The sequence below is a fragment of the Streptomyces vietnamensis genome (genome assembly GCF_000830005.1).
In the GTDB taxonomy this organism is placed as follows: Bacteria; Actinomycetota; Actinomycetes; order Streptomycetales; family Streptomycetaceae; genus Streptomyces; species Streptomyces vietnamensis.
This window is the reverse complement of record NZ_CP010407.1, coordinates 1,348,390-1,373,510: the sequence shown is the minus strand read 5'-3', so window position 1 is coordinate 1,373,510 and position 25,121 is coordinate 1,348,390. Positions and strand designations below refer to the sequence as shown.

General features: G+C 73.4%; 24 protein-coding genes. 12 read left to right on the top strand and 12 right to left on the bottom strand.

The window, feature by feature from the left end; genetic code table 11:
• The first annotated feature begins 18 nt into the window (after positions 1-18).
• The 4 genes from SVTN_RS05940 (at position 19) to SVTN_RS05925 (ending at position 3,844) form a co-directional block, all read left to right on the top strand.
• On the top strand, positions 19-786 hold the full coding sequence (locus SVTN_RS05940; RefSeq protein ID WP_041128106.1) for an SDR family oxidoreductase: 768 nt from the start codon (positions 19-21) through the stop codon (positions 784-786).
• A gap of 148 nt (positions 787-934) precedes the next feature.
• Entirely contained in the window at positions 935-2,512 is a 1,578-nt protein-coding gene (locus tag SVTN_RS05935; RefSeq protein WP_041128105.1) for an ABC transporter substrate-binding protein, read from the top strand.
• 98 nt (positions 2,513-2,610) lie between these two features.
• The gene (gene ung, locus SVTN_RS05930; protein WP_174518236.1) at positions 2,611-3,300 is read left to right on the top strand and encodes a uracil-DNA glycosylase; all 690 of its coding nucleotides are present in this window, start codon (positions 2,611-2,613) and stop codon (positions 3,298-3,300) included.
• Positions 3,301-3,370: 70 nt separating this feature from the next.
• The gene (locus SVTN_RS05925; RefSeq protein ID WP_041133640.1) at positions 3,371-3,844 is read left to right on the top strand and encodes a hypothetical protein; all 474 of its coding nucleotides are present in this window, start codon (positions 3,371-3,373) and stop codon (positions 3,842-3,844) included.
• Between the two features lie 117 nt (positions 3,845-3,961).
• On the opposite strand, the gene SVTN_RS05920 is transcribed toward SVTN_RS05925, so the two are convergent.
• From SVTN_RS05920 to SVTN_RS05910, 3 genes are all read right to left on the bottom strand, one after another.
• Positions 3,962-4,450 carry a hypothetical protein gene (locus tag SVTN_RS05920; protein WP_041128104.1) on the bottom strand — a complete coding sequence of 163 codons (489 nt, stop codon included), beginning with the start codon at positions 4,448-4,450 and terminating at the stop codon, positions 3,962-3,964.
• 112 nt (positions 4,451-4,562) lie between these two features.
• Complete coding sequence (locus tag SVTN_RS05915; RefSeq protein WP_041128103.1) at positions 4,563-5,090, bottom strand: DinB family protein; 528 nt, start codon at positions 5,088-5,090, stop codon at positions 4,563-4,565.
• 56 nt (positions 5,091-5,146) lie between these two features.
• Positions 5,147-5,764 carry a TetR/AcrR family transcriptional regulator gene (locus tag SVTN_RS05910; protein ID WP_041128102.1) on the bottom strand — a complete coding sequence of 206 codons (618 nt, stop codon included), beginning with the start codon at positions 5,762-5,764 and terminating at the stop codon, positions 5,147-5,149.
• A gap of 109 nt (positions 5,765-5,873) precedes the next feature.
• Here SVTN_RS05910 and SVTN_RS05905 point away from each other — a divergent pair, with 109 nt between their 5' ends.
• Both SVTN_RS05905 and SVTN_RS05900 read left to right on the top strand, forming a co-directional pair.
• Complete coding sequence (locus SVTN_RS05905; protein ID WP_041128101.1) at positions 5,874-7,100, top strand: FAD-dependent monooxygenase; 1,227 nt, start codon at positions 5,874-5,876, stop codon at positions 7,098-7,100.
• A 61-nt stretch (positions 7,101-7,161) separates the two neighbouring features.
• Positions 7,162-8,067 carry a Gfo/Idh/MocA family protein gene (locus SVTN_RS05900; RefSeq protein ID WP_041133639.1) on the top strand — a complete coding sequence of 302 codons (906 nt, stop codon included), beginning with the start codon at positions 7,162-7,164 and terminating at the stop codon, positions 8,065-8,067.
• Here the strand turns inward: SVTN_RS05900 and lnt are convergent.
• Together lnt and SVTN_RS05890 are read right to left on the bottom strand one after the other, a co-directional pair.
• A complete protein-coding gene (gene lnt / locus SVTN_RS05895; protein ID WP_041128100.1) occupies positions 8,012-9,622 on the bottom strand; it encodes an apolipoprotein N-acyltransferase in 1,611 nt (536 codons plus the stop codon). The two genes, SVTN_RS05900 and lnt, sit on opposite strands and share 56 nt — an antisense overlap.
• 55 nt (positions 9,623-9,677) lie before the next feature.
• Positions 9,678-10,124 carry a nuclear transport factor 2 family protein gene (locus tag SVTN_RS05890; RefSeq protein WP_041128099.1) on the bottom strand — a complete coding sequence of 149 codons (447 nt, stop codon included), beginning with the start codon at positions 10,122-10,124 and terminating at the stop codon, positions 9,678-9,680.
• An 86-nt stretch (positions 10,125-10,210) separates the two neighbouring features.
• Here SVTN_RS05890 and SVTN_RS05885 point away from each other — a divergent pair, with 86 nt between their 5' ends.
• Positions 10,211-10,804, top strand: a complete 594-nt coding sequence (locus SVTN_RS05885) for a flavin reductase family protein (protein ID WP_041133638.1) — start codon at positions 10,211-10,213, stop codon at positions 10,802-10,804.
• A 72-nt stretch (positions 10,805-10,876) separates the two neighbouring features.
• Positions 10,877-11,869: a MerR family transcriptional regulator gene (locus SVTN_RS05880; protein WP_041128098.1), complete on the top strand. Its 993-nt coding sequence runs from the start codon at positions 10,877-10,879 to the stop codon at positions 11,867-11,869.
• Positions 11,870-11,878: 9 nt separating this feature from the next.
• Here the strand turns inward: SVTN_RS05880 and SVTN_RS05875 are convergent, their stop codons facing one another.
• Complete coding sequence (locus SVTN_RS05875) at positions 11,879-12,502, bottom strand: sigma-70 family RNA polymerase sigma factor (protein ID WP_425428947.1); 624 nt, start codon at positions 12,500-12,502, stop codon at positions 11,879-11,881.
• A gap of 206 nt (positions 12,503-12,708) precedes the next feature.
• Complete coding sequence (locus tag SVTN_RS05870; protein ID WP_041128097.1) at positions 12,709-14,082, bottom strand: cryptochrome/photolyase family protein; 1,374 nt, start codon at positions 14,080-14,082, stop codon at positions 12,709-12,711.
• Between the two features lie 216 nt (positions 14,083-14,298).
• On the opposite strand from SVTN_RS05870, the gene SVTN_RS05865 reads away from it, so the two are divergent.
• Complete coding sequence (locus SVTN_RS05865; protein ID WP_041128096.1) at positions 14,299-15,192, top strand: oxygenase MpaB family protein; 894 nt, start codon at positions 14,299-14,301, stop codon at positions 15,190-15,192.
• 55 nt (positions 15,193-15,247) lie between these two features.
• On the opposite strand, the gene SVTN_RS05860 is transcribed toward SVTN_RS05865, so the two are convergent.
• From SVTN_RS05860 to SVTN_RS05845, 4 genes are all read right to left on the bottom strand, one after another.
• On the bottom strand, positions 15,248-16,762 hold the full coding sequence (locus SVTN_RS05860; protein ID WP_041133636.1) for an SDR family oxidoreductase: 1,515 nt from the start codon (positions 16,760-16,762) through the stop codon (positions 15,248-15,250).
• A gap of 167 nt (positions 16,763-16,929) precedes the next feature.
• Complete coding sequence (locus tag SVTN_RS05855; protein ID WP_041128095.1) at positions 16,930-18,837, bottom strand: FHA domain-containing protein; 1,908 nt, start codon at positions 18,835-18,837, stop codon at positions 16,930-16,932.
• Between the two features lie 342 nt (positions 18,838-19,179).
• Positions 19,180-20,055, bottom strand: a complete 876-nt coding sequence (locus tag SVTN_RS05850) for an undecaprenyl-diphosphate phosphatase (protein WP_041128094.1) — start codon at positions 20,053-20,055, stop codon at positions 19,180-19,182.
• Positions 20,056-20,151: 96 nt separating this feature from the next.
• Entirely contained in the window at positions 20,152-20,895 is a 744-nt protein-coding gene (locus tag SVTN_RS05845; protein WP_041128093.1) for a TVP38/TMEM64 family protein, read from the bottom strand.
• Positions 20,896-21,065: 170 nt separating this feature from the next.
• Between SVTN_RS05845 and SVTN_RS05840 the strand changes: the two genes are divergently transcribed.
• The 3 genes from SVTN_RS05840 (at position 21,066) to SVTN_RS05830 (ending at position 23,701) form a co-directional block, all read left to right on the top strand.
• Positions 21,066-21,767, top strand: a complete 702-nt coding sequence (locus tag SVTN_RS05840) for a DNA alkylation repair protein (RefSeq protein WP_041128092.1) — start codon at positions 21,066-21,068, stop codon at positions 21,765-21,767.
• Positions 21,768-21,815: 48 nt separating this feature from the next.
• Positions 21,816-22,685, top strand: coding sequence for a patatin-like phospholipase family protein (locus SVTN_RS05835; RefSeq protein WP_041128091.1), 870 nt, complete (start codon positions 21,816-21,818; stop codon positions 22,683-22,685).
• Positions 22,686-22,855: 170 nt separating this feature from the next.
• Positions 22,856-23,701, top strand: coding sequence for a spermidine synthase (locus SVTN_RS05830; protein ID WP_041133635.1), 846 nt, complete (start codon positions 22,856-22,858; stop codon positions 23,699-23,701).
• On the opposite strand, the gene SVTN_RS05825 is transcribed toward SVTN_RS05830, so the two are convergent.
• The gene (locus tag SVTN_RS05825) at positions 23,663-25,012 is read right to left on the bottom strand and encodes an MFS transporter (protein ID WP_041128090.1); all 1,350 of its coding nucleotides are present in this window, start codon (positions 25,010-25,012) and stop codon (positions 23,663-23,665) included. The genes SVTN_RS05830 and SVTN_RS05825 overlap by 39 nt on opposite strands.
• Positions 25,013-25,121: the final 109 nt, after the last annotated feature.

The following is a 25,121-nucleotide window of genomic DNA, read 5'->3' as shown; positions in this document are numbered from 1 at the left end:
CGAGAGGAGGAGGCGCGCATGAGCACGCAGGAACGGCCGGAGCTGTCCGGCAAGGTCGCCCTCGTCACCGGCGCCAGCCGGGGCATCGGCTACGGCATCGCCGAGGCCCTGGTCGCCCGCGGCGACCGGGTCGTCATCACCGGGCGCGGCGAGGAGGCCCTCAAGGAGGCCGTCGAGCGGCTCGGGGCCGACCGGGCGATCGGCGTCCCCGGCAAGGCGCACGACGAGGTCCACCAGGCCGCCGCCGTCGAGGCGGCGATGGACGGCTTCGGCCGCCTGGACTTCCTGGTCAACAACGCCGGCACGAACCCGGTCTTCGGGCCCATCGCGGACATGGACCTCGGGGTGGCCCGCAAGGTCTTCGAGACGAACGTGATCTCCGCGCTCGGCCTCGCCCAGCGGAGCTGGCACGCCTGGCAGAAGGAGCACGGCGGGGCGATCGTGAACATCGCCTCGATCGCCGGCGTCTCCGCCTCGCCTTTCATCGGCGCATACGGCATGAGCAAGGCCGCGATGATCAATCTGACCCTACAGCTGGCGCACGAATACGCGCCGCTCGTGCGGGTCAACGCGATCGCCCCGGCCGTCGTGAAGACGAAATTCGCGCAGGCGCTCTACGAGGGCCGTGAGGCCGAGGCGGCCGCCGCCTATCCGCTCGGCCGGCTCGGCGTGCCCGAGGACATCGGCGGCGCGGCCGCCTTCCTCACCTCGTCCCAGTCGGAGTGGATCACCGGCCAGACGCTCGTCGTCGACGGCGGCCTTTTCCTGAACGCCGGAGTCGGGTGACCGATAACCGGACACTTTCCGGATTTCCTGTCCGGATTGACCCCGGTTATACGTCGAATGCCTCAAGTGCCCCGCCGGGCTCGAACATTGACCTGGCGGGGTGCTGCGGTATCGTCGGCCGACCCATGGCTGAACGAGGAGCGTGCACGTGTTCAACCGGACCAGTCTGCAGGCCGCTGCAGCCCTTGTGTCCATATCCCTGGTGTCCGGATGCGGTGTCTTCTCGGACAGCGAATCCGCCGGGGAGCAGAGAATCGTCGTCGGCACGATGAGTTCTCCCTCCACGCTTGATCCGGCCGCCGCCTGGGACAATTCCTGGGAGCTCTTCCGGAACGTCTTCCAGACCCTGGTGGCGTTCCCGACGGGCAGCACCACCCCGCAGCCGGACGCCGCCGACTGCAAGTTCACGGACACCTCCAGCCGGGTCTTCGAGTGCAAGCTCGTGGAGGGCCTCACGTTCTCCAACGGGCACAAGCTGGACGCCAAGGCCGTGCAGTACTCGATCGAGCGCATCCGCACGATCAACGTCAAGGGCGGCCCCAACGGGATGCTCGGCTCGCTCGACAAGATCGAGACCGTCGGCGACCGCACGGTCGTCTTCCGGCTCAACAAGTCGGACGCCACCTTCCCGTTCATCCTCGCCACCCCCGCGATGTCGCTGGTGGACCCCGCCGAGTACCCGGCCGACCAGCTCCGCAAGGACGGCAAGATCATGGGCTCGGGGCCGTACGTCCTCGACTCGTACACCGAGCGCGAGTCGGCGGAGCTGACGAAGAACCCCACCTACAAGGGCTTCGCCGACCGCAAGAACGGCGGCGTCACCATCAAGTACTTCGACGACTCCGACGCCATGGTCACGGCCCTCAGGAAGAACGAGATCGACGCCACCTACCGCGGCCTCACCGCCGAGGAGGTCGTCGCCCTCCAGGAGGACAAGCCCGAGAACAAGTCCCTCCAGCTCGTCGAGTCGACCGGCGCCGACATCCGCTACCTGGTCTTCAACACCCAGGACGAATCCGTCGCCAAGCTCCCCGTCCGCAAGGCCATCGCCCAGCTCGTCGACCGCGACGAACTGGTCAACAAGGTCTACCAGGGCACCGCCGAACCCCTGTACTCGATGGTGCCGAAGGGCATCGCCGGCCACACCACCAAGTTCTTCGACCGCTTCGGCTCGCCCAGCGAGGAGAAGGCGAAGAAGATCCTCCGCAACGCGGGCATCACCGAGCCCGTCGAGCTGGACTTCTGGTACACCACCGACCGGTACGGCTCCTCGACGGCCGCCGAGTTCACCGAGCTCAAGCGGCAGCTGGAGGAGTCCGGCCTCTTCAAGGTCACCCTGCACGGCAAGCCCTGGAAGGAGTTCCAGGCGGGCTACCAGAAGGGCGAGTACCCGGTCTTCGGCCGAGGCTGGTTCCCCGACTTCCCGGACCCGGACAACTTCGTCGCCCCCTTCGTGGGCAAGGAGAACGTCCTCGGCACGCCCTACGAGAGCCCCCGGATCACCAACGAACTGCTGCCGAAGTCCCGCCGCGAGAGCGACCGCGGGACCGTCACGGACGAGTTCGTGGAGGCCCAGGAGATCCTGGTCCAGGACGTCCGGCTGCTGCCCCTGTGGCAGGGCAAGCTGTACATCGCGGCCGGCGAGGACATCGGCGGCGGCGAGCGCGCCCTCGACCCGCAGACGGTCATGCAGATGTGGGAGCTGAGCCGCCGGGCCAGCTGGTAGCAGGTCCCGCAGCAAGGTCGGCACGGCCCGCGGGGGGCCACTGTCAGTGGCCCCCGGTAGGTTCTCGGACGGAGAAACACGAACGTCCACCGGAGGTTGTGACCGTGACCGACACCAGCATGCTGCCCGAGTCCTGGCGGGGTGTCCTCGGCGAGGAGCTGCAGAAGCCGTACTTCGCCCAGCTCGCCGAGTTCGTCGAGGAGGAGCGCGCCAGGGGACCGGTCTTCCCGCCGAAGGACGAGGTCTTCGCCGCCCTCGACGCCACCCCGTACGACAAGGTGAAGGTCCTGATCCTCGGTCAGGACCCGTACCACGGCGAGGGGCAGGGCCACGGCCTCTGCTTCTCCGTCCGCCCCGGCGTGAAGACCCCGCCCTCCCTGCGGAACATCTACAAGGAGATGCAGGCGGAGCTCGGCCACCCCATCCCGGACAACGGCTATCTGATGCCGTGGGCCGAGCAGGGCGTCCTCCTGCTCAACGCCGTCCTCACGGTCCGCTCCGGCGAGGCGAACTCGCACAAGAACAAGGGCTGGGAGAAGTTCACCGACGCGGTGATCACCGCCGTCGCCTCCCGCCCCGACCCCGCCGTCTTCGTCCTGTGGGGCAACTACGCGCAGAAGAAGCTGCCGCTCATCGACGAGGAGCGGCACGTCGTGGTGAAGGGCGCCCACCCCTCGCCGCTGTCGGCGAAGAAGTTCTTCGGATCGCACCCCTTCACCCAGATCAACGAGGCCGTCGCGGCCCAGGGGCACGAGCCGATCGACTGGCGCATCCCGGACCTCGGCTGAGCCTCGGCCCGATCCGGGCCGGCTGCGGCTAGCGTCGTCACTCCCAGTGGGTGAGCGGGTGGAGGTCGCGGTGACCGAGCAGCAGCAGGTGTCGGACGACGGGGTCATGACCAGGATCGGGCAGGCCATGATGCTGCTCCACGGAGGCGACCGCGAGGAGGCCCGCAACCGCTTCGGGCTGCTCTGGCAGCAGATCGGCCCGGACGGGGACCCCCTGCACCGCTGCACCCTCGCGCACTACATGGCGGACGCCCAGGACGATCCCGACGCCGAGCTGGCCTGGGACCTGCGGGCGCTGAGCGCGGCCGAGGGCCTCGCCGAGGAGCGGCTCGCCGCGCACGATTCGGCGGCCGCCCTCCGGGCCCTCTACCCCTCGCTCCATCTGAACCTGGCCGCCGACTACGTCAAGCTCCAGCGGCCCGACGCCGCGCGGGTCCATCTGGACCGGGCCCGCGCGGCCTCGGACCACCTCGACGACGACGGCTACGGGAACGGGGTACGGGCCGCGATCGAGCGCCTGGAGCTGCGGCTCAGGGGCGCGTGACGGGTCCGGGGCGTACGGCGGAGGGTCACCGGGCCTTCCGGTGGGGGCTCGCCGGGTCTTCGGCGGGGCGCACCGGGTTTTCCGGCGGTGGGGTCGCCGGGCCTCCCGGCGGGAGGCTCACCGGCCGTACGTGCCGTGGCAGATCCTGGCCTGATCGCTGCCGGGGGCCCAGCCCCCGTACCGCTCGCCCAGGTCGCAGACGTCCGCCCGGGAGACCGGCGGGCCCGTCGGCAGCCCCCTGAGCTCCGGCAGTTCGGGAAGGTCCGGCCGGGCCGCCGGGCGCGGCCGCTCCCGCCGCTTCGGTACGGGGTCGGGGTGCGGGGCCTCCGGGCGGGGCGGTGTCACCGCCCTCCGGTGCTGCCCCGCCGGAGGCGACGCGCGGGGCGCGGCGGACGGCGGGGGAGCGGGGAGCGCCGCTTCGAGGGCCTCCCGGGCCGGGCCCTCGACGATCTGCGGTGCCACGTCCTGGTCGGGCCGTACGGTGTCGGCCGCGGGCGCGGGGGCGGCGGTGGGCGCCGTCGGCGGGGCGTCCACCGAGACGCAGCCGGCCAGGGCGGCGACCGCCGCCCCGACCAGGATCTTCGCTGTGGTTCGGGTTCCATGCACCCGCGCAACTCTGCTGGCCCGGCAGTGATCTTCGCGCCCCTACCGGCGGGGAATGCCCCGCACGGGTGAGCCGCGCGGGGATCTTGACCGGCCGGGGGTGCCCCCGCCCGGGTCAGTCGCCGGTCGCGCCGTCGATGCGCTCGCGGATGAGGTCCGCGTGGCCGTTGTGACGGGCGTACTCCTCGATCATGTGGAGGTAGATCCACCGGAGGTTGAACGTGCGACCGGTGCGGTGCTTGCCCACCCCCAGGTCGTCGAGGTCACGGCCGGCGGCCAGGGTGCGCGCGTGGGCGATCTCGGCCTGCCAGGTGGCGTACGCCTCCTTGTAGGTGTCCTCGTCCGTGACGTGGATGTCCCGGTCGCGGTCCTCCTCCGTCGAGTAGATCCACTGCGTCTCCTCGCCGGCCAGGACCCGGCGGAACCAGCCGCGCTCGACCTCGGCCATGTGCCGGACCAGGCCGAGCAGGTTGAGGTCCGACGGCGGGGCGGACGGGGTGCGCAGCTGGGCGTCGTCGAGCCCCTCGCACTTCATCGCGAGGGTCGCGCGGTGGAAGTCGAGCCACTGCTCCAGGGCCTCGCGCTCGCCCGAGGTGGTGGACGGGTCGACGCGCGGGACGGATTCGGTGTGTTCGGTGGTCATGGGCGGCATCGTCTCCCGGGACCGCGCGGCGGCGCCAGAGGTTTCCGGCCGCCGGGTCAGGGGCGGGGCCCGAGCATGCCGCGCAGCAACTCGTCGAACCCGGTGCGCAGTTCCGCGCGGCTCGGCACGGCCGCGTGGAAGGAGCCCGCCGCGCAGGAGAACATCAGCCCCTCGCACCAGGCGATCAGCGAGAGCGCGTGCCGTTCGGGCTCCGGCGAGCCGGCCGCCGTCATCATCGCGATCAGCGGGGTGTGGAAGGTCGCGCCGGCCGTGTCGAAGAAGCTCCGGAGCTCGGGACGGCGGGTGGCCTCCAGGGCCAGCTCGTAGCGGGAGACCAACAGGGCGCGGTGGTCGGTGAGATAGCGGTGCAGGGCGAGGGCGAGCGCGTCGACGAGTGCGTCGCCGCCGCTCTCCGGGCCCGGCAGCTCGTGCGGGGTGAGGACCTCGGCCTCGCGCTGGACCTGGCGCCGTACGGCCGTCTCCAGGAGGGCCTGCCGGGTGCGGGCGTGATTGGACGTCGACCCCTGCGGCAGTCCCGCCCGCTCGTCCACGGCGCGGTGGGTCAGGCCCCGCATCCCCCGCTCGACCAGGAGGGCGAGGGCGGCGTCGCCGATCCGCTCGGCGCGGGAGGCGGGGGACTCCGGGGCCGGGGTCCCGGCGGTGGCTGAGGTCATGGGGACAACCTACTACCGGCGTGACTACACCTGTAGTACGGTCACGATGTCGGGCTCACTACACCTGTAGTGAGTCGGTGATCCGCCCGTCCCGAGCCGAGGAGCAGCCATGGAACAGCACCGTGCCGTCGTCGTCGGAGCCGGCATCGGCGGACTCACCGCCGCCGTCGCCCTGCACCGGCGCGGCCGGCAGGTCACCGTCCTCGAACGCGCCGCCGACCTCACCCCCGTCGGCGCCGGCATCGCCCTCGCCCCCAACGCCCAGCGCGCCCTCGACGTCATCGGCATCGGCGACCGCGTCCGCGCGCTCTCCGCCTGGCAGGGCGACGGCGGCATGCGCACCCCCGCCGGCCGCTGGCTCGCCCGTACCGACGCCAGGGCCGCCGCCGCCCGCTTCGGCGGACCCCTCGTCCTCCTCCACCGGGCCACCCTCGTCGAACTCCTCACCTCCGCCCTCCCCGAAGGCGTCGTCCGTACCGGAGCCGCCGCCACCGTCACCGACCCCGGCGACGACCACCGTCCCGCCCGCGTCACCGTCACGGACGCCGGGACCGGGGCCCGGAGCGAACTCGAGGCCGAGCTCGTCCTCGGAGCCGACGGCATCCACTCGGCGACCCGCAAGGCGCTCTTCCCCGACCACCCCGGCCCCCGCTACTCCGGCGCCACCAGCTGGCGCGTCGTCGTCCCCGCCCCCGGGCGGCCCTTCGCCCCGCACGAGACCTGGGGCGCCGGCCGGCTGTGGGGCAGCCAGCCCCTCAAGGACGGCCGGGTCTACGCGTACGCCATGGCCGTGGCCCCCGCCGGCGCCCACGCGCCCGACGACGAGAAGGCCGAACTGCTCCGGCTCTTCGGGGACTGGCACCACCCCGTCCCCGAGATCCTCGCGGGCGTCGCCCCCGACCGGATCCTGCGGCACGACGTCCACCACCTGCCCGACGCGCTGCCCGCCTTCCACCGGGGCAGGGTGGCCCTCCTCGGCGACGCCGCGCACGCGATGATGCCGAGCCTCGGCCAGGGCGGGAACCAGGCCGTCGAGGACGCCGTCGTCCTCGCCCACCACGCTTGCACCGCCCCCGACTTCGTGCCGGGCCGCGCCCTCGCCGCGTACACCGCCGACCGGCTGCCGCGCACCACCGCCATCGTCCGCAAGGCCGCCCGCGCCGGCGCGCTCACCATGCTCTCGGCCCGGCCCGCCGTCGCCCTGCGCAACACGGCCGTCAGCGCCGTCTCCCTGTTCGGGCCCGGCCTCGCCCTGCGCGGCTTCGACGGCATCTGCGACTGGAACCCGCCCGTCGAGCCGGTCCCTTCGGCCGGGGACGCGAGCCGTCCCGCGTAAGCTGACCGGCGCGAACGGCCCTGATGGCCAAGGGCCGGTGGACGACGACAAGGGAGACCCCGTGAAGGTTGGCTGCATCGGACTCGGAGACATCGCGCAGAAGGCCTACCTCCCCGTCCTCGGCACTCTCCCCGGCGTCGAACTGCACCTCCAGACCCGCACCCCGGCGACCCTGGAGCGGGTGGCCGACACCCTGCACCTGCCCGCCGAACGGCGCCACCGCGACCTCGACTCGCTCCTCTCCGCCGGACTCGACGCGGCCTTCGTCCACGCCTCCACCGCCGCCCACGCCGAGATCGCCGCCCGGCTCCTGGAAGCCGGCGTCCCCACGTACGTCGACAAGCCCCTCGCGTACGAGTACGCCGACTCCGAGCGGATCGTGGAGCTCGCCGAGAAGCGCTCGGTCAGCCTCGCCGTCGGCTTCAACCGGCGCCTCGCCCCCAGCTACGCCCAGTGCCTCGACCACCCGCGCGAGCTGATCCTCCTCCAGAAGAACCGCATCGGCCTGCCCGAGGACCCCCGCACCCTCGTCCTCGACGACTTCATCCACGTCGTCGACACCCTGCGCTTCCTGCTGCCCGGCGAGATCGAGCACATCGACGTGCGGGCCCGGATCCGCGAGGGCCTCATGCACCACGTGGTGCTCCAGCTCTCCGGCGACGGCTTCACCGCCATCGGCATGATGAACCGGATGAACGGCTCCACGGAGGAGGTCCTGGAGGTGTCCGGACAGGACACCAAGCGCCAGGTCCTCAACATCGCCGAGGTCATCGACCACAAGGGGCAGCCGACCGTGCGCCGCCGCGGCGACTGGGTGCCCGTGGCCCGGCAGCGCGGCATCGAGCAGGCGACCCTCGCCTTCCTCGACTCGGTACGGGAGGGCCGGGTGCTCAGCGCCCGCGACGCCCTGCTCACCCACGAGCTGTGCGAGCGCGTCGTCCGCGACGCGCTGGCCCAGGCGTCCTGAGCGCGCCCGCGCCCTCGGCGGTGCACACCGCGCCGACCACCGCCAGCGCCCCGTACAAGGGCCAGTCGCCCCACCGGACATAGGCCGTCGTCGTCCCCGAGAGCGGCAGCTCGCGCACGAGGGCGGCGCTCGCGTCCGTGCCGAGGACCGGACCGATCCGGCGCCCGTCGGGACCGTACGCGGCGCTGACCCCGGTGAGCGTCGCGTGGACGACGGGCCGGCCCGTCTCGGCCGCGCGCAGGGCCGCGAGCGAGGCGTGCTGGGCGGGCGCCCAGCTGTCCTGGAAGGTACTGGTCGAGGACTGCACGACCAGGAGGCCGGCCCCGTCGCGGGCGAGCCGCCGGCTCATGTCGGGGAACGCGGACTCGAAGCAGATCAGCGGCCCGACCCGGAGCGGGGACGCGCCGGCCGCACGGGCGGGCAGGGTCATCACCACCGGCTCGGTGCCGCGCCGCCGGTCCTCCCGCGCGGCGCGGCCGGCGGACGTCACCCAGCCCAGGAGCGGGCGCGCGGGGACGTACTCGCCGAACGGGACGAGCCGCATCTTGTCGTAGCGCTCGCCCGTGAGACCTGCCGGGCCGACCAGGACGGCGCTCTTGTAGATGCCGGGACGGTCGGCGGCCCGCGCGTCCACGTTCACCAGGAGCGGTGCGCCCACCGCCCGCGACAGCGCGGCCAGCCGGGCCGCGAGCGCCGGGTCGCCCGTCGGATCGGCGCCCACCCCGCTCTCGCCCCACACGACCAGGTCGAGGTGCTGCCCGGCGAGGGAACGGGTCAGCGCCTCGGCCCGCGCGAGACGCAGCGCGGGCCCGTCGGGGCCGCCGAACACCCCCGGCTGCACGAGGCCCACCCGTACCGACCCGCTCTCCCGCGGGGCCGGAACGCCCCAGGCGGCCGTCCCCGCCACCAGGGCGCAGGCCACGAGCCCCACCACCCCGACGGAACGCCGCCCCGGCACCGTCACGAGCAGGACCACGGCCGTGTTCACCGCCACCACGAGGAGGCTCACCAGCCACACCCCGCCGACCGAGGCGAGCCGCAGCGCCGCCGGGACCTGCCACTGGCTCGCCCCGAGCAGCCCCCACGGTCCGCCGAGCCCCTCCCAGGAACGGGCCAGCTCGATCAGCAGCCAGCCCGAGGGCACCGCGAGCAGCGCCGCGCCCGCCCGCGACGGCGAGGGGGTGCCGCCGAGCAGCGCCCTGACCAGCCACCCCCAGGGCAGCCACAGCAGACCGAGCAGCGCGGCGAGCGGAAGCAGGAACACGTGCAGGCTCGGCAGCAGCCAGTGGTGCATCGCCAGCATGAAGCCGAACCCGCCGGACCAGCCGTCGAGACCGGCCCGGCGGGCCCCCGGCGCCGTACGGATCAGCAGCAGCCACGGGACGAGCGCCACCCAGGCCCACCACCAGAGCCCGGGAGCGGGGAAGGCGAGCACGGGCAGGGCGCCGCAGCAGGCGGCGAGCAGGGAGCGCGCGGTCCCGCCCCGGGCACGCCGGGGAGCGGGGGAGCGGTCGGCCCGGCCTCCGGGGCGGCGGATCACGAACGGACCACGCATGACGTGCCTCCCGTCGATGCCTCAAGTGTCCGCGACGCGTGGGACTCGTCCGGGGTCAGCCGTGGCGGCGCCAGCGCTCGTCGACGACGACCGAGGTCAGCCGCCAGCCGTCGGGGGTGCGGCGGGCCGCGAAGGCGTAGCGCCCGCCGCAGACGAAGTCCTCGCCGGAGGCGAACCGCATCGGGTTCACGTAGTCGGCAGCGACGTCCGCCCGGTCCCCGGTCTCCGGGTAGCCGCCCGGCTCCGAGAACCGCACCCGCCGGTTCACGATGAGGTGCTGGCGTACGGGAAAGAGGGGCAGCGTCCCGGCCAGCCACTCGGCGACCTCCGCCGCCGGCCCCTCGATCCCGCCCGAGCCGCGGTAGTCGGCCCTGCCGTCCGGGGCGAACAGGCCCCGGTAGGCGTTCCAGTCGCCCTCGTCCACGGCCGCCGCGTAACCGGTGACCAGGTCGTCGAGGGCGAATCGGTCCATCACGGTCGCGAGGTCCACGCGCTGCGTCATCGGCTCAGTGTCGGGGAGCGGAGGCCAGAGGCCAAGGGTCGTGCAGGCGTGCGATGACGGTCGGCGCGCCGGTCATACTGGCCGCCATGCGCGTGAACATCGATCCCGAACTGACCGACCGCACCTCCTTCTACCGTCTCCTCACCGCCACCGTCGTGCCCCGGCCCATCGCCTGGGTGTCCACGGTCTCGGCCGACGGGACGGACAACCTCGCCCCGCACTCCTTCTTCACCATCTCCTCGGTCGCCCCGCCGGTCGTGCAGTTCACCTCGGTCGGACGCAAGGACTCCCTGCGCAACGTGGAGGAGACGGGGGAGTTCGTGGTGAACCTCGCCCCCGAGGGGCTCTTCGAGCGGATCAACGCCACGGCGACGGACTTCCCGCGCGGGGTGAGCGAGTTCGACGCGTGCGGCATCGAGCGGGAGCCGAGCCTGCGGGTGAAGCCGCCGCGGGTCGCCCAGTCGCCGGTGGCCCTGGAGTGCGAACTGCACAGCACCCTGCGGATCGGCGACTCGACGGTCGTGTTCGGCCGGGTCGTGCACGCGGCGGTGGACGAGTCGGTCATGGTCGACGGCCACCCCGAGATGACCCTGATGCGCCCCCTGACGCGACTCGGCAAGAACGAGTGGGGCACCCTGGGCGGCATCGAGGAGATCGCCAGGGTGCCCTATCGGGGCTGAGAGCCTCGGCCCGCGCGGACCTCCCCTCCTCGCGTCGTTTCCGCATCGTCCGGACCTCGTAGGGTGGGGGACATGTCCGATACGGCTCACGGGATCACGACCGGTGCCGTGGCACGGCGTCTGGGCGTCTCTCCCACCACGGTGCGTTCCTGGGACCGGCGGTACGGCATCGGCCCGGCCGTACGCGCGGACGGACGGCACAGGCGGTGGAGCCCGGCGGACATCGCGATGCTCGACGAGATGTGCCGTCTCACGGCCTCGGGCGTCCCGCCCGCCGAGGCCGCGAGGGCCGCCCGGCAGGCGCGGACCTCGGCGGAGCCGGCCGTCCCCGACGTCCCCGACGCCCCCGTGGCCCCCGGGAGGACCCGTCGGCCCGGACCCGGCAGCGGCCTGCCGCTGGGCGACGTACGGCAGGAGGCCCGCGGGCTCGCCCGCGCCGCCGTACGCCTCGACGGCCCCGCCGTGGAAGGGCTGCTCCAGGAGGCGCTGGCCGAGCACGGCCTGGTCACCGCGTGGCAGGAGATCATGGTCCCGACGCTGCACGCCGTGGGCCGCAAGTGGGAGTCGTCCGAAGACCGCTACGTCGAGGTGGAGCACCTGCTCTCCTGGCACATCTCCACCGCGCTGCGCCGGGCCGCCGTGACCGGCCCGGCGACGGCGTCCCCGGCCGCTCCGGTCGTGCTGGCGTGCGTCCCCGGGGAGCAGCACTCGCTGCCTCTGGAGGCACTCGCGGCGGGACTGGCCGAGCGGGGCCTGCCGACCAGGATGTTCGGTGCGGCGGTGCCCGCGGAGGCCCTCGACGCGGCGGTGCGACGTTCGGGTCCGGTCGCCGTCGCCCTCTGGTCCCAGACGAGGTCCACCGCGCATCACGCCCTGGCCCGGCACGTCGCGGGGACGGCGTTCGGGGTACGGGGAGCACGCAGGGCGCCCGTGGTCCTGCTCGCGGGCCCCGGCTGGCTCGGCCGGCCCCCCGCTCCCGGCATGATGCGCCCCACCGGGCTGCCCGAGGCCATCGGCGTGATCTCCCGGTTGTACGGGGAACCGGCCGCGAGCGCGAAGGAGTGAGGCCGCCTCTCACCCGCCGGTCGCGGCGAGGGCGAGACCGCGGCGCATCCGTTGGAGGCCGCGGCGGGCGTGGCTCTTGACCGTGCCGAGCGGCATGCCGGTGCGGTCGGCGATCTGTGTCTGGGTCAGGTCGGCGAAGTAGGCGAGCTCCAGGACGTCGCGCTGGACGCGGGGGAGCCTGGCCAGTTCCTCGGTGACGACGATCCGGTCGATGATCCGCTCGGGGCCTTCGTGGGAGCCGCCGGTGTGCTCCAGGGCGGCGCCGAGGGCCGCGGTGAGTTCGGTGCGCCGGGCGCGGGCGGTCAGCGCGTCGGCGATCTTCCGGCGGGTGATGCCGGTGAGCCAGGCCGGCAGGGTTCCCCGGTCGGGACGGAAGTTCGCGCGGCCCCGCCAGGCGGCGACGAACACCTGCTGGGTGACGTCCTCCGCCTCGCGGTGGTCGCCCAGGGCACGGGCCGCGAGCGTGTGCACGAGTCGTCCCCAGCGCCGGTACGCCGCGTCCAGGCAGCGCTCGTCCCCCTGGACCAGCCCTCGGGCGATCCGGTCGTCGTCGGCCGCCGTGTCGCGCCTCGCACGGTGGGCGCGGGGCTCCATCGAGGTGGCGAGGCGGCCGGTCGTCCGGTGCGCGGTCATGACGGTTCCTCCTCCGGGCGGCGGTGCGGGCGACCACCGGGACGTGCGACCGCCGGTCTCGGAGCGGCGGTACGGCGGAACCCCGTCGATTCCGTGTCCTCACGTTCCGGCGAGAGCCTCCTGCCCCTCAACTCGCATCGTTTCCGCATCGAAATGCGAGCGATGCGCATCGCTCCACCCGTCCGCGCCGGGAGACGCGGCTCCGCTCAGGAGGTCCCCCGGCCCCGGCGGAAGCGCTCCAGCCCATCGGAGAGCCCGATCAGCGGGTCCGGGTAGTCGTAGGCGGCCCGATCGAGGCCGGAGAGGCGCCAGGGCTCGTGGACGGCCGGCGCGCCGAGACCGGCGAGCTCCGGCACCCAGCGCCGGACGTAGACGCCGTCCGGGTCGTACCGCTTGCCCTGGAGCACGGGGTTGAGGACGCGGTGGGGGCGGCTGTCCGTCCCGGTGCCGGCCACCCACTGCCAGTTGAGCTGGTTGTTCGCCACGTCGCCGTCCACCAGCAGATCGAGGAAGTGGCGGGCGCCCTCCCGCCAGTCGATGTACAGCGTCTTGGTGAGGAAGGACGCGGTGAGCAGCCGCCCGCGGTTGTGCATCCAGCCCTCGTGGGCGAGCTGCCGCATCGCGGCGTCGACGACGGGATAGCCGGTCCGCCCCTCGCGCCACGCCGCCAGGTCCGCCTCGGCCCCGGCACCCCGGCGCCAGCGGTCGTGACGAGGACGGTAGTCCGCGCCCGCCGCCCCGGGCCGGGCGGCGAGCACCTGGCGGTGGAAGTCGCGCCAGCACAGCTGGCGCACGAAGGCCTCCGCTCCGGCACCGCCGCGCTTCCTGGCCCGCTGCACGGCCTCCAGGGCGGAGACGGCCCCGAAGTGGAGGTACGGCGAGAGACGCGACGTGACGTCCCCCGCCAGGTCGTCGTGGCGCTGCTCGTACGCGTCACCGTGCGCCGTCAGCCAGGAGGCGAGCCGCTTGCGCCCCTCGCTCTCCCCTCCCGCGGCGAGTCCCGGCGACACGTCGGCGATTCCGGAGCGCCGGGGCATCCGCTCCGAGCGCACCCCCGTCGGCACGCGCACCTCCCTCGGGGCGGACAGCGGTGTGCGCAGGGGTTCGCCCGCCCAGCGCCGGTAGTACGGCGTGAAGACCGCGAAGTGGTCCGATCCCTGCGGGGTGACGTCACCGGGCGGCACGACGTCCACCACGCCGTCGTGCACGTACAGCCGGCAGCCGTCCTCCTCCAGCACCTTGCGCAGGCGTTCCTCCCTCGCCCGGGCGAAGGCCGTCACACCGCCGGCCAGGTGCACCTCATCGGCCTCGGTCTGCCGCACCAACGCCCTCACCTCGGAGACCGTGTCGCCCTTCCGCACCACGAGTCGGCCGCCCCGCTCCCCCAGCGCCCGGTCGAGGTCCACCAGACAGTCCGCGAGGAAGGCCAGCCGGTTGGCGGCCGCGAAGCCCGCCCGGTCCACGGCCGGATCACGCACGAACAGCGGCACCACCTCCTGCGCCCCGTCGAGCGCGGCCCTCAGCGGCGGGTGATCGTGCACCCGGAGGTCGGAGGTGTACAGAACGACGGCGACGGTCATCGCGTCCTCCCTGCTCGGCCGCCGGTCGCGAGTGCGCCGCCGGCGTCTGGATGTCCCATTCCCACCCCGTGGTTCCGCGCTGCCCCGCGTGCCGGATGCGCGCGGGGGCGGCCGCCTTCGCCGGGCCGGAGAGCGCCGGTGGCCCCGCGTCCCGGGCACGGGCCGTGCCGCATGGGCGCGCCGCGCGGCGGGTAAGTGGAGCAAGAGGCGGTTCCCGTGTCCCTGGTGCTGATCGACAGGCTGCGTGGAAGGGCCGGGGAAGCGCTGCTGCTGCGAGTGGCCGGACCCACGGCCCATCGGAAGCGCGCCCGGATCCACGACACGCCGGGCCCGCGCTGGTTCGCTCCGGACCGGCCGATCCGGGTCGTGCACGCGGACGCCTCGATGTACGTCGGAGGGCTCGCGGCGCTCCTCCTGCAGTCCCTCCATCCGGTCGCCATGGCCGCCGTATGGGCGCACTCGGGGTTCCGCGGTGACCCCTGGGGGCGCCTCCAGCGCACCAGCACCTTCCTGGCGGAGACGACGTTCGGGCCGGTGGAGGACGCCGAGCGGGCGGTCGCGCGGGTGCGCGGGGTGCACGCCCGGGTCACCGGGACGACGTCCGGCGGGGTGCCCTACCGGGCCTCGGACCCGGCACTGCTCGCCTGGGTGCACATCGCCGAGACCTCCTGCTTCCTGCGGGCGTACCAGGAGTACGGCCGGGCCCCGCTCACCGGGGCCCGGCGGGACGCCTACGTCGAGGACATGGCGTCGGTCGCCCGCCGGCTGGGCGTCCCCCGGCCGCCCGTGACCGAGGCCGCTCTCGTCGAGGCGCTGGACCGGCGGCGCCCCGAGCTGGCGGCCACGGAGGAGTCGGCGGCCACGGCCCACTACCTGCTGGCCGCGCCGCCGCTGCCGTGGCCGGTGCGCGTTCCCTACGCCCTCCTCGCGGCCGCCGCGGTGGACCTCCTGCCCTCCTGGGCCAGGGAGTTGCTCCCCCTGCCGGTGAGCATCCGGCTGCTCCTGCCCTTCGCGCGGCGGGGCGGCCTCGTCGTCACCGCGTTGATCCGCTGGGTGATGCCCCGGGCGCCCGCCCGGACGGCCACGAGCGCCTCGGGCCAGGGCCGGTGACGGAGCGGGCCCGACCACCGGACCCCGGACGCACGCGGAGGTGATCACCGCCCGTTCACGGCCCGTCCCGCCGCCCGCTCTCCGTCTCGGCGGTCCGGGCGATGTTCCGGGCCATGCCGCCGAAGACCACGGCGTGGAACGGGGAGACGCTCCACCAGTACGCCTGGCCCGCGAGGCCCTTCGGATGGAAGAGCGCCCGCTGCCGGTAGGACGTACGGCCCGCTTCGTCCCGTTCGACGATCATCTCCAGCCACGCGAGGCCGGGCAGGCGCATCTCGGCCCGGAGACGGAGCAGCCGTCCGCGGTCGATCTCCTCCACGCGCCAGAAGTCCAGGGCGTCGCCGACCCGGAGACGCGTCGCGTCCCTGCGGCCGCGCCGCAGTCCCACTCCGCCGACGAGCCGGTCGGCCCAGCCCCGGACGGCCCAGGCCAGCGGGAAGGAGTACCAGCCGTTCTCCCCTCCCACGCCTTCGATGACCCTCCACAGCGCGTTCGGGCCGGCGTCGACGGCGCGTGACCGTTCGTCCGTGTAGAGGCTGCCGCCCGCCCAGTCCGGGTCGGTGGGCAGCGGGTCGCTCGGTGCGCCGGGCGGCGAGGCGGACGACCAGCGGGTCGTGACCTGCGCGTCCCGCACCCGGCGGAGGGCGAGACGGAGGGACTCCTCGAAGGGGACGGGCCGCCCGGGGCCGTCGGGAACGTACCGGGCGATGTCGTGCTCGCCGCACACCACCTCGTGCCGGAGCGACTCGGTGAGGGGCTTGGCCAGAGAGGCCGGCACCGGTGTGACGAGGCCGATCCAGTGGCTCGACAGCCGCGGGGTGAGGACGGGCACGGGGACGATGAGGCGCCTGCGGAGACCGGCGACCTCGGCGTACCGCACCATCATCTCCCGGTAGCTGAGCACGTCGGGTCCGCCGATGTCGAAGGTCCGGTTGACGTCGGCGGGCATGCCGGCGCTCCCCACCAGGTACCGCAGTACGTCGCGTACGGCGATGGGCTGGACCCTGCTGCCGACCCAGCTGGGCGTGACCATGACGGGCAGCCGTTCCGTCAGGTACCGCAGCATCTCGAAGGAGGCCGATCCGGAACCGATGACGACGGCGGCCCGCAGCACCGTGGTGGGGACACCCGAGCCGAGGAGGATGCGGCCCACCTCGGTGCGGGAGCGCAGGTGCGGCGAGAGCTCGCCCTCCGGCACTCCGCGCGGGGTGAGGCCGCCCAGGTAGACGATCCGTCGCACACCCGCGGAACGGGCCTCCGCGGCGAAGACACGGGCGGCCCGGCGGTCCTTCTCCTCGAACTGAGCCGTCGAGCTCATGGAGTGGACGAGGTAGTAGGCGACGTCGACGCCGTCGAGCGCCCTGCGGAGGCTCGCGGCGTCGGTGACGTCACCGCGCACCGCCTCCACCCGGTCCACCCAGGGGAAGTCACGGAGCTTGTCCGGATGCCGGGCGAGGCAGCGCACGCGGTGACCGCCGTCGAGGAGCTCCGGCACCAGGCGGCCCCCGACGTAGCCTGTCGCGCCGGTGACCAGGCAGCGGGCGCCTCCGGCCGTGCTTGGAGTGTTCATGCGCTGATCCGTTTCGCCGATCGCCTTGGCGTACACGCCCTACGCCGGTTCTTCGCCTCGGCGGGTGCGCGCGGATGCGGCCGTGCCCCCGGCGTCGGACGAGCGGGCCTCCCGCTTCGGCTCCGGGACACGGCCGGGCGGGAGGGGCGCTGCCGGGGCTCGCGCGATCAGCTCGGGGCGGGGGCCCTGGTGGGGTCGGGCGTGGCCGGCACGGCCTGCTGGTAGAAGATGTCGATGTCCACCTCTTCGCCGCCGACCATCAGGGTGTCCCAGGCTCCGCTCTCCCACAGGGTCCGCAGGGTGGAGGAGCCGAGCGTCTCCAGGTGGTTCCGGAGGGTCGCGTCGTCGGGCATGCCGGGAACGCGCGGTGCCAGCCGGTCGCGGATTCCCCGCAGCCGTTCCATGAGCGCGTCGACGTCCGCGTCCCTCTCCAGCTTCTCCAGGTCCTTCCCCTCCGACTCCTCGATGCTCTGGGCGATCTTCTCCTTGATCGCGCGGCTGACGCCGTTCTCGTCGGTGGTGATCATCGTGTTCCAGGCGCGGCTCTTGTGCCGGTACTGGAGCATGGACATGGCCGCTTCGTGGCGGGCGAAGTCGGCGTCCCGGAACGGGCGGCCGGTCCAGCCGCCGTTGAGGGAACGGGCCAGGGAGATGGCCGAGCCCAGACCGCTGTTGAGCCCGCGGCCGGGCCAGAAGTGGATGGCGTTGGCGGCGTCGCCGAGGAGGAAGCCGTAGGTCCCCGGGGTGGTCGACGTGGCCGGGAGCAGCCGGGTGGTGAACCGTGGCCGCTGCACCATGTCGAGCCGGAAGGCCGTGACGGCGCTCAGGTCCCGCTCGGCGACGCCGAACAGCGCCAGCCCTTCCTTCACCCGCCTCCACAGGGCCGAACCCCTGACCATGGCGGGCAGGAAGAGCGTGCTGTGCGTCGAGCACTGGAAGTCGCCGTGGTCGTCCCGTCCCATGACGCACGGGCGCGAGGCGATGCATTCCTCGAAGACGTGCCGGACCGGATCGATGCCGACCACTTCCGCGGCCTCGGCGTCGGTGAGCCGCATGTTCAGGAAACCCTCGCCGCGAAGGGCGTTGAGGAGGAAGCGGTTCTGGGCCACGGTCAACAGGACCGTCATGGGGTCCGTCAGGGTCGATTTGACGCGCAGGCCCAGGACCACATCCTGAATGTGCTCCCCGGAGAGCGAGTAGATGGACTTGTCGGCGTTGCCGAACTTGTCGGTGAAATACTCGCGCGTCCGGGAGCGACTCCCCTCGCAGACGGCGAGCACGTGCCCCCGGGTCTCCGCCCCGTGATACTCGGCCGGGTCGAAGACTTCGGGAACCAGCCGGATCCGCTCCGGCTTCTCGTTGGCCAATTCGAGGAGGGTGTCCTCGATGTAGGCGATGCGGAGGTTCCTCGGTTTGTGGCCACGGAGCGAATCGGGGCCGACCGGCCACATTTCGGAGTACGCGTCGCCGCGGAAAAGCCGGGCCTGCACCTCTTCCGGAAGGTTCAGGTACTGGCGGCTCTGGACCGTGACGACCTGCTGCCGCCTGACGTTGCCCTGCCCCTCGCTCTTCCAGACGACCTTCGTCCCGTCCCGCACCCACCGGCCGTCGTACACGGTGATCGCCACGCGGGGACCCATGAGGCTTTCCAGGAGGAGGGCGAAGCTCAGACCGACGGGGCCGCCGCCGGTCACCGTGACGTTTAGGACCGGCCCCTCCGCGAGGGTGGCCTCGGACGGAGTGACCGGCCCGAGCACGGAGAGGTCGAGGATGGTCTCCATCGCGTCGGCGGCTTCGAAGCGGAACGTCTCGGTGCCGATCTCGATGAGATCTCCGGGCTGCAGTTCGTGCGAGGTGACAAGCGTCCCGTTGACGCGTGTTCCATTGCTGCTGCCGCTGTCGTAGAGGATGAATCCGTGGCGTTCGCGACGCACCTCGGCGTGAAAGCGCGAGACGTTCCCCACCGTTATCACCACGCTGTTGTCGCCGTTGCGACCCAGGGTGAGCGGTGTGGCGCCGATCGGAAACTGCTGTCCCGCAAGAGAACCTTGATGGCCGACGAGCCGAGGAGGCATGGGTCACCCAATTCCATGAGTCACGGATCCGATGACGAAATCGCGAAACCGGCCACCCGGAAGAACAGCACCCCCTGCGTCACACACGGCGAGCGGACCGGAACGCAGGGCTATGGTATTCGCGCCACGAGGCGGATGAGAAGGCGTGCGGACCCAATGGTCATCACACGGTGACCATTCGGTGAAGACGGGGGGAGTGGAGTTCCCACAGTGGCGGCTGGGGCGGATGTGCAGAAGCTTCGCTGCCGCTCGACGACGAGGACCGGCCCGCGGCCGCCTTCGGCCTCCGACGCGGAAGGGCCCGCACGGTCACAGCCGTGCGGGCCCTTCCACGTCGTCTCGTCAGCCTGCGGACTCGCCCGCGTGCGGGCTCAGGACGCCCATGGCGACCAGGACGATCAGCAGAATGCCCAGCGCGATCCGGTAGATCACGAACGGCATGAAGGACTTCGTGGTGATGAACTTCATGAACCACGCGATCACCGCGTAGCCCACGGCGAAGGCGACGATCGTGGCGAAGATCGTCGGACCCCAGGAGACGCCGCCGTCCGCGGCCGCGTCCTTCAGCTCCATCCCGCCGGAGGCGAGCACCGCCGGAATGGCGAGCAGGAAGGAGTACCGGGCGGCGGCCTCGCGGGTGTAGCCCATGAGCAGACCGCCGGAGATGGTCGCGCCGGACCGGGAGACGCCGGGGATGAGCGCCATCGCCTGGCAGACGCCGTAGATCAGGCCGTCCCGCACGCCGAGGTCCTTGAGCGTCTTGCGCTCGCGCGCGGCCCGGTGCCGGCCGCCGGCCTCGTCACGGGCGGCGAGCCGGTCGGCGATGCCGAGGACGACGCCCATGACGATCAGCGTGGTGGCGGTGAGCCGCAGATCGCGGAACGGGCCCTCGATCTGGTCCTTGAGCGTGACGCCCAGGACACCGATCGGGATCGAGCCGACGATCACCAGCCAGCCCATCTGGGCGTCGTGGTCGGAGCGCATCGCCTTGTTCGTCAGCGAGCGGAACCAGGCCGAGACGATCCGGGCGATGTCCTTGCGGAAGTAGATCAGGACCGCGGTCTCCGTGCCGATCTGCGTGATCGCGGTGAAGGCCGCACCCGGGTCCTCCCAGCCGGCGAAGGCCGCGGTGAGACGGAGGTGCGCGCTGGAGGAGATGGGAAGGAACTCCGTCAGCCCCTGGACGAGTCCGAGGATGAACGATTCGAACCAACTCATGGGGCTAGGGCCGTCCCGTTTTGTACGTGTGCGGTCAGAAGGTCGTGCGCAGCGTACAGGTACAAGATGACAAGCCTATGGCGAGGCCCGTGGCCGCTACTTGAGGACCGGCTCCCGCTCCGCCCCGGCAGCCGGGACGGCGGCCCGCAGACGGTGCCGCTTGCGCCAGGCCACCACCGCCCCGCCGAGGCCCGACAGGACGATGAACCCGGAGGAGAACAGGAACGCCGGCGAGCCCGGCGAACCGGCCTGGGCGCCCGCCACCACGTACGCCGCCGTGTTCGGCAGCGAACCCAGCGCCGTCGCCAGGAGGAACGGCACGTACCCCATCCGGGAGACGGCCGCGCAGTAGTTGGCCGCCGCGAACGGCACCCCCGGAAACAGCCGGATCGCCAGCATCGAACGGAACCCGTGCCGGCTCAGCTGTCCGTCCGCCGCCGTCAGCCAGCGGCCCCGTACGAACGGCCGCAGGGCGTCCTGCCCCAGGAAGCGGCCGAGGGTGAACGCGATCCCGGCCCCGAGGACCGTCCCCGCGAGCGCCCCCGTCAGACCGGCCGCGGAACCGAACAGCGCGCCCGCCGCCAGATTCAGCACCGGACGCGGGACGAACGCCGCCGCGCACACCCCGTACGCGAGACCGAAGAGCAGCACCGCCCCGGCGCCGCTCGTGTGCGGCGGCCAGCCCGAGGTGAACATCCGCTGCGGCTCGTACAGCACCACGAGGGTGGCCGCCGTGAGCAGCAGCAGGGCGAGCAGCGAGAGCCGCGAGCGGGGGGAGAGCAGGGCCCGGGAGCAGCGGACGGCGAGGGAGCCCGGCGGCCGGGGCACGGGAGCGAGCATTCGGGGAGAGTAACGGACGCGTCCGTAGGAGCGCCGTAATGTGCGTCATGTCCGTCCGGGGGTGCTCCCGGAGTGTTCGTCCGGGGTGTGCCCCCGGAACGTCCGTCCGGTGCGTGCCCCCGGAATGTCCGTCCGGTGCGCCCGGAGCGCGTCGTGACCGAGAGAGTTCCATGACCCACACCGCGCCGCCCGCGAGCGCCCTCGCCGACACCGTCCTGGAACGGCTCACCACGGTCTACCCCGCCGCGGGCAACCCCTTCCGGGCCCAGGAGATGGTCGCGTACATGAAGGGCGCGGCCCCCTTCCTCGGCATCCGCACGCCCGAGCGCCGCGCCCTGGCCCGCACCGTCCTCGACGGCACCCCGCGCCCCGACGAGACCGACTGCACCGCGATCGCCCTGCGCTGCTTCGCCCTCCCCGAGCGCGAGTACCACTACTTCGCCGTCGACTACCTGCGCCGGCACGTCAGGCGCTGCTCCTCCGGCTTCCTGCCGGTCGCCCGCCGGCTCGTCACCACCGTCTCCTGGTGGGACACCGTCGACCACCTCGCCGCCCACGTCGTCGGCGGCCTGGTGGCGGCCGACCCCGTCCTCGCCGGCGAGATGGACACATGGATCGACGACGAGGACCTGTGGGTCGTTCGCACCGCCCTCCTCCACCAGCTCCGCCACAAGGACGCGACCGACGCCGACCGGCTCTTCGCCTACTGCCTGCGCCGCTCGGCCCACCCCGACTTCTTCATCCGCAAGGCCATCGGCTGGAGCCTGCGCGAGTACGGCAAGACGGCCCCCGCCGAAGTCCGCGCCTTCGTCGCCGCCCACGGCTCCCGCCTCTCCCCGCTCTCCGTCCGCGAGGCCCTCAAGAACCTCTGACCCCACCCCGGCCGTCGTCCGGGACAACTGCTGCGCCAGACTCGGGACATGACGCAGACAGAGAAGCGGACGGGGAAGCGGACGGCTCTCGTGCTGGGGTCCGGTGGGCTCGTCGGAGCCGGGTGGGAGGTCGGCGTGCTGCGGGGGCTCCTCGACGCCGGGATCGATCCGACCGGCGCCGATCTGATCGTCGGCAGCTCCGCGGGAGCGGTCGTCGGGGCGCAGCTCGCCTCCGGGCGGGGCGGGCTCGACGCGCTGTACGAGCAGCAGCTCGACGGGGAGGCCACCGAGCCCGCCGTGCGGCTCGGGATCCCGACGATCCTCCGGTACGCCGTCGCCGTCCTCCGGTCCCGTACCCCCGAGGAGTACGGGCGCAGGCTCGGCCGGATCGCCCTCGCCGCGACCACCGTCACCGAGGGCGAGCGCCGCGCGACCGTCGCCCGGCGCCTCGGCCGGGCCGGGGACTGGCCCGCGCGGCCGCTGCTCATCACCGCGGTCGACGCCGCCACCGGCGAACTCGTCGCGTACGGCGAGGACAGCGGGGTCCCGCTGACCGACGCCGTCACCGCGAGCTGCGCCATCCCCGGCGTGTGGCCCCCGGCGACCATCGACGGGCGCCGCTGGATCGACGGCGGCATCCACTCCACGGCCAACGCCCACCTCGCCGCGGGCTACGACCGGATCGTCGTCGTCGCGCCCAGCGCCCGGGGGAGCAAGGTCGTGCTCTCCCCCGCCCGGCAGGGGGCGGACCTCGCGGCGGGCGGGGCGCGGGTCGAGGTGATCACGCCGGATGCGGCGTCCCGCAAGGCGATGGGGCGCAACGCGCTGGACCCGGCGCACCGGGCGGCGGCGGCGCGTGCGGGGCGGGACCAGGGCGCCTCTTGCGCTGAGGCGGTCGCCGCCGTCTGGACGGGCTGACGGGCTGCGGCCAGGTCCTGGTGGGCGTCGTACAGGGAGCCGGAACCCGGCAACGGGGGCTGTGCCCACCCGTTCCGCCCTGCGGAACGATTGCCCACAGCGGCAGCGGCAGCCGCGGCGGTGCGATGCCCGGCACCGGCGCCCGGCACCGGTGGCGGCACAATGAACGCGTGAACGAGCACATCCCCGTCATCCGCGAGGTCGACCACGGCACCGCGCGTCTCATGCCCGATGTGGACCGGGAGCGTGCCTGGCTGCTGACCGTCGACGGCGCGCCCCAGTCCTACGTCGACCTGGACGACCCGGCGTACCTGGAATTCGAGTACGCGCGGCGCCTCGCGCACGTCGTCGACGGCGCCGCCGAGCCCGGCGCGCCCCTCGACGTCCTGCACCTGGGCGGCGGGGCGCTCTCGCTGCCCCGGTACGTCGCCGTCACCCGGCCCGGCTCGCGGCAGGACGTCGTCGAGGCCGACCGGGGGCTGCTCGCCCTCGTCGAGGAGTTCCTCCCGCTGCCCGAGGGCTCGGGGACCACCGTGCACGGGGCGGACGCCCGGGCCTGGCTGGAGGCGGCACCGGACGCCTCGGCCGATCTGATCGTCGGCGACGTCTTCGGCGGCTCGCGCGTGCCCGCGCACCTCACCTCCGTCGAGTACGCGCGCGAGGTCCGGCGCGTGCTGCGGCCCGGTGGGCTCTACGCGGCCAACCTGGCCGACGGGGCGCCCTTCCCGTTCCTCCGCTCCCAGCTCGCCACCTTCGCCACCGTCTTCCCGGAGCTCGCGCTCGTCGCGGAGCCCGCCGTGCTGCGCGGCCGCCGCTTCGGGAACGCGGTCCTGGTCGCCTCCGCCCGCGAGATCGACATCGCCCGTCTCGCGCGCCGTGCGGCGGCCGACGCCTTCCCCGCGCGCGTGGAGCACGGGGAGACGCTCGCCCGGTTCACCGGCGGCGCGGAACCGGTCCTCGACGCCGGGGCCGTACCGTCACCCGTTCCCCCGGAGGGCGCCTTCGGCATCGGCTGAGGCACCCTCCTGAGCGCCCTGGGCGCCCTGGGCCGTCCCGCCCGCGACCTCCTTCGTGTGCGGACGCCGCGTCAGGTTCCGTACGTCCGGCACGAAGAGGACGAGCGCGGTGACGAGCACCATCAGCGCCGCCGCGCCCCACAGCGCCTCGCTCCGGCCGAACGCGCTCTCCGCCGGGCCCGCGAGGGCCGTGGACAGCGGCAGCAGCGCCGTCGAGCCGAACCAGTCGTAGGCGGAGACCCGGGACAGCTTCTCCTCCGGGATCTCCTGGTGCATGGTCGTCATCCACGAGACGCCGAAGACCTCGATCGCCACCCCGCTGACGAACATCGCCGCCGTCAGGCCCGCCGCGTCCAGCGGCACGGCGAGCGCCGCCGAGGGCAGCGCGATCGGGAACACGCACAGGGTCCCGACGAACAGCATCCGGCGCGGCTTCCACCGGGTCATCAGGACGGCGCCCGCGACCGTCCCCGCCCCGTACGCGGCGAGCGCGATGCCCCAGGGGCGCGAGCCGCCCAGTTCGTCCCGGGCGACCAGCGGTCCGTACACCGACTCGACCGCGCCGATCAGTCCCACGACCACCGAGAACTGGGCGACGATCGACCACAGCCAGGGCCGGCCGACGAACTCCTGCCAGCCTTCCCGCAGATCCGAGAAGAGCCCGCCGCCGGGAGCGCGGTCCGGGATGCCGCTGACGTCGAGGAAGGCCCGCAGACCGCCCGCGACGGCGAAGGCGACGGCGTCGATCGCGAGGACCCAGCCCGGTCCGACGAAGGCGACGAGTGCGCCGCCGAGCGCGGCACCGCCGATGGCGGCACCGTGCATCGCCATGCGGAAGACGGCGAAGGCGCGGCTCGCCTGTTCCCCGCTGACGCTGGACATGAGCATGCCCTCGGCCGCCGGGTTGAAGAAGGCCTGACCGGTGCCGCAGAGCGCGGTGAGCGCCATCATCTGCCAGATGCGGGCCTCGCCGGAGAGCACGAGGACGGCGAAGGCGGCCTGCGAGACGCAGTTGAGGGCGTTGGCCGCGACCATCACCCGGTGCCGGGGCAGCCGGTCGGCCACCGCGCCGCCGATGAGCAGGAAGAGGACCAGCGGCGCGAACCGCGCCATGGCCACGAGACCCACGTCGCCCGCGTCGCCCCCGGACTCGAAGACCGCCCAGGTCGTGGCGATCAGCGCGCCGTGCGTGCCGAGGTTGGTCACGATCGTGGCGGCGGTGAGCAGGAGGTAGTTGCGGCCGGCCCACTCGGGGCGGCGGGAGCGGGACGGGGCCCGGCGGGGGGAGGGGGAGGCGGCGGGTGTGGTCACTCCCGGGACTATCCCCGGCTCCTCCCCGTACTGCCAACCGGATATTCGGGCGGTCCGTCGGGGGGGGGGGGCCGGCCACCGGGACCGGGGCGGCCGGTCCCGGTGGCGG

What these genes read in the sequence shown, in the direction of transcription:
- SVTN_RS05940 (WP_041128106.1), top strand. Translation starts at nt 19, where the DNA reads ATGAGCACGCAGGAACGGCCGGAGCTGTCCGGCAAGGTCGCCCTCGTC.
- SVTN_RS05915 (WP_041128103.1), bottom strand. Translation starts at nt 5,090, where the DNA reads ATGACCACCGAACACACCGAATCCGTCCCGCGCGTCGACCCGTCCACC.
- SVTN_RS05910 (WP_041128102.1), bottom strand. Translation starts at nt 5,764, where the DNA reads ATGACCTCAGCCACCGCCGGGACCCCGGCCCCGGAGTCCCCCGCCTCC.
- SVTN_RS05905 (WP_041128101.1), top strand. Translation starts at nt 5,874, where the DNA reads ATGGAACAGCACCGTGCCGTCGTCGTCGGAGCCGGCATCGGCGGACTC.
- lnt (WP_041128100.1), bottom strand. Translation starts at nt 9,622, where the DNA reads ATGCGTGGTCCGTTCGTGATCCGCCGCCCCGGAGGCCGGGCCGACCGC.
- SVTN_RS05890 (WP_041128099.1), bottom strand. Translation starts at nt 10,124, where the DNA reads ATGACGCAGCGCGTGGACCTCGCGACCGTGATGGACCGATTCGCCCTC.
- SVTN_RS05885 (WP_041133638.1), top strand. Translation starts at nt 10,211, where the DNA reads ATGCGCGTGAACATCGATCCCGAACTGACCGACCGCACCTCCTTCTAC.
- SVTN_RS05880 (WP_041128098.1), top strand. Translation starts at nt 10,877, where the DNA reads ATGTCCGATACGGCTCACGGGATCACGACCGGTGCCGTGGCACGGCGT.
- SVTN_RS05875 (WP_425428947.1), bottom strand. Translation starts at nt 12,502, where the DNA reads ATGACCGCGCACCGGACGACCGGCCGCCTCGCCACCTCGATGGAGCCC.
- SVTN_RS05870 (WP_041128097.1), bottom strand. Translation starts at nt 14,082, where the DNA reads ATGACCGTCGCCGTCGTTCTGTACACCTCCGACCTCCGGGTGCACGAT.
- SVTN_RS05860 (WP_041133636.1), bottom strand. Translation starts at nt 16,762, where the DNA reads ATGAACACTCCAAGCACGGCCGGAGGCGCCCGCTGCCTGGTCACCGGC.
- SVTN_RS05855 (WP_041128095.1), bottom strand. Translation starts at nt 18,837, where the DNA reads ATGCCTCCTCGGCTCGTCGGCCATCAAGGTTCTCTTGCGGGACAGCAG.
- SVTN_RS05850 (WP_041128094.1), bottom strand. Translation starts at nt 20,055, where the DNA reads ATGAGTTGGTTCGAATCGTTCATCCTCGGACTCGTCCAGGGGCTGACG.
- SVTN_RS05845 (WP_041128093.1), bottom strand. Translation starts at nt 20,895, where the DNA reads ATGCTCGCTCCCGTGCCCCGGCCGCCGGGCTCCCTCGCCGTCCGCTGC.
- SVTN_RS05840 (WP_041128092.1), top strand. Translation starts at nt 21,066, where the DNA reads ATGACCCACACCGCGCCGCCCGCGAGCGCCCTCGCCGACACCGTCCTG.
- SVTN_RS05835 (WP_041128091.1), top strand. Translation starts at nt 21,816, where the DNA reads ATGACGCAGACAGAGAAGCGGACGGGGAAGCGGACGGCTCTCGTGCTG.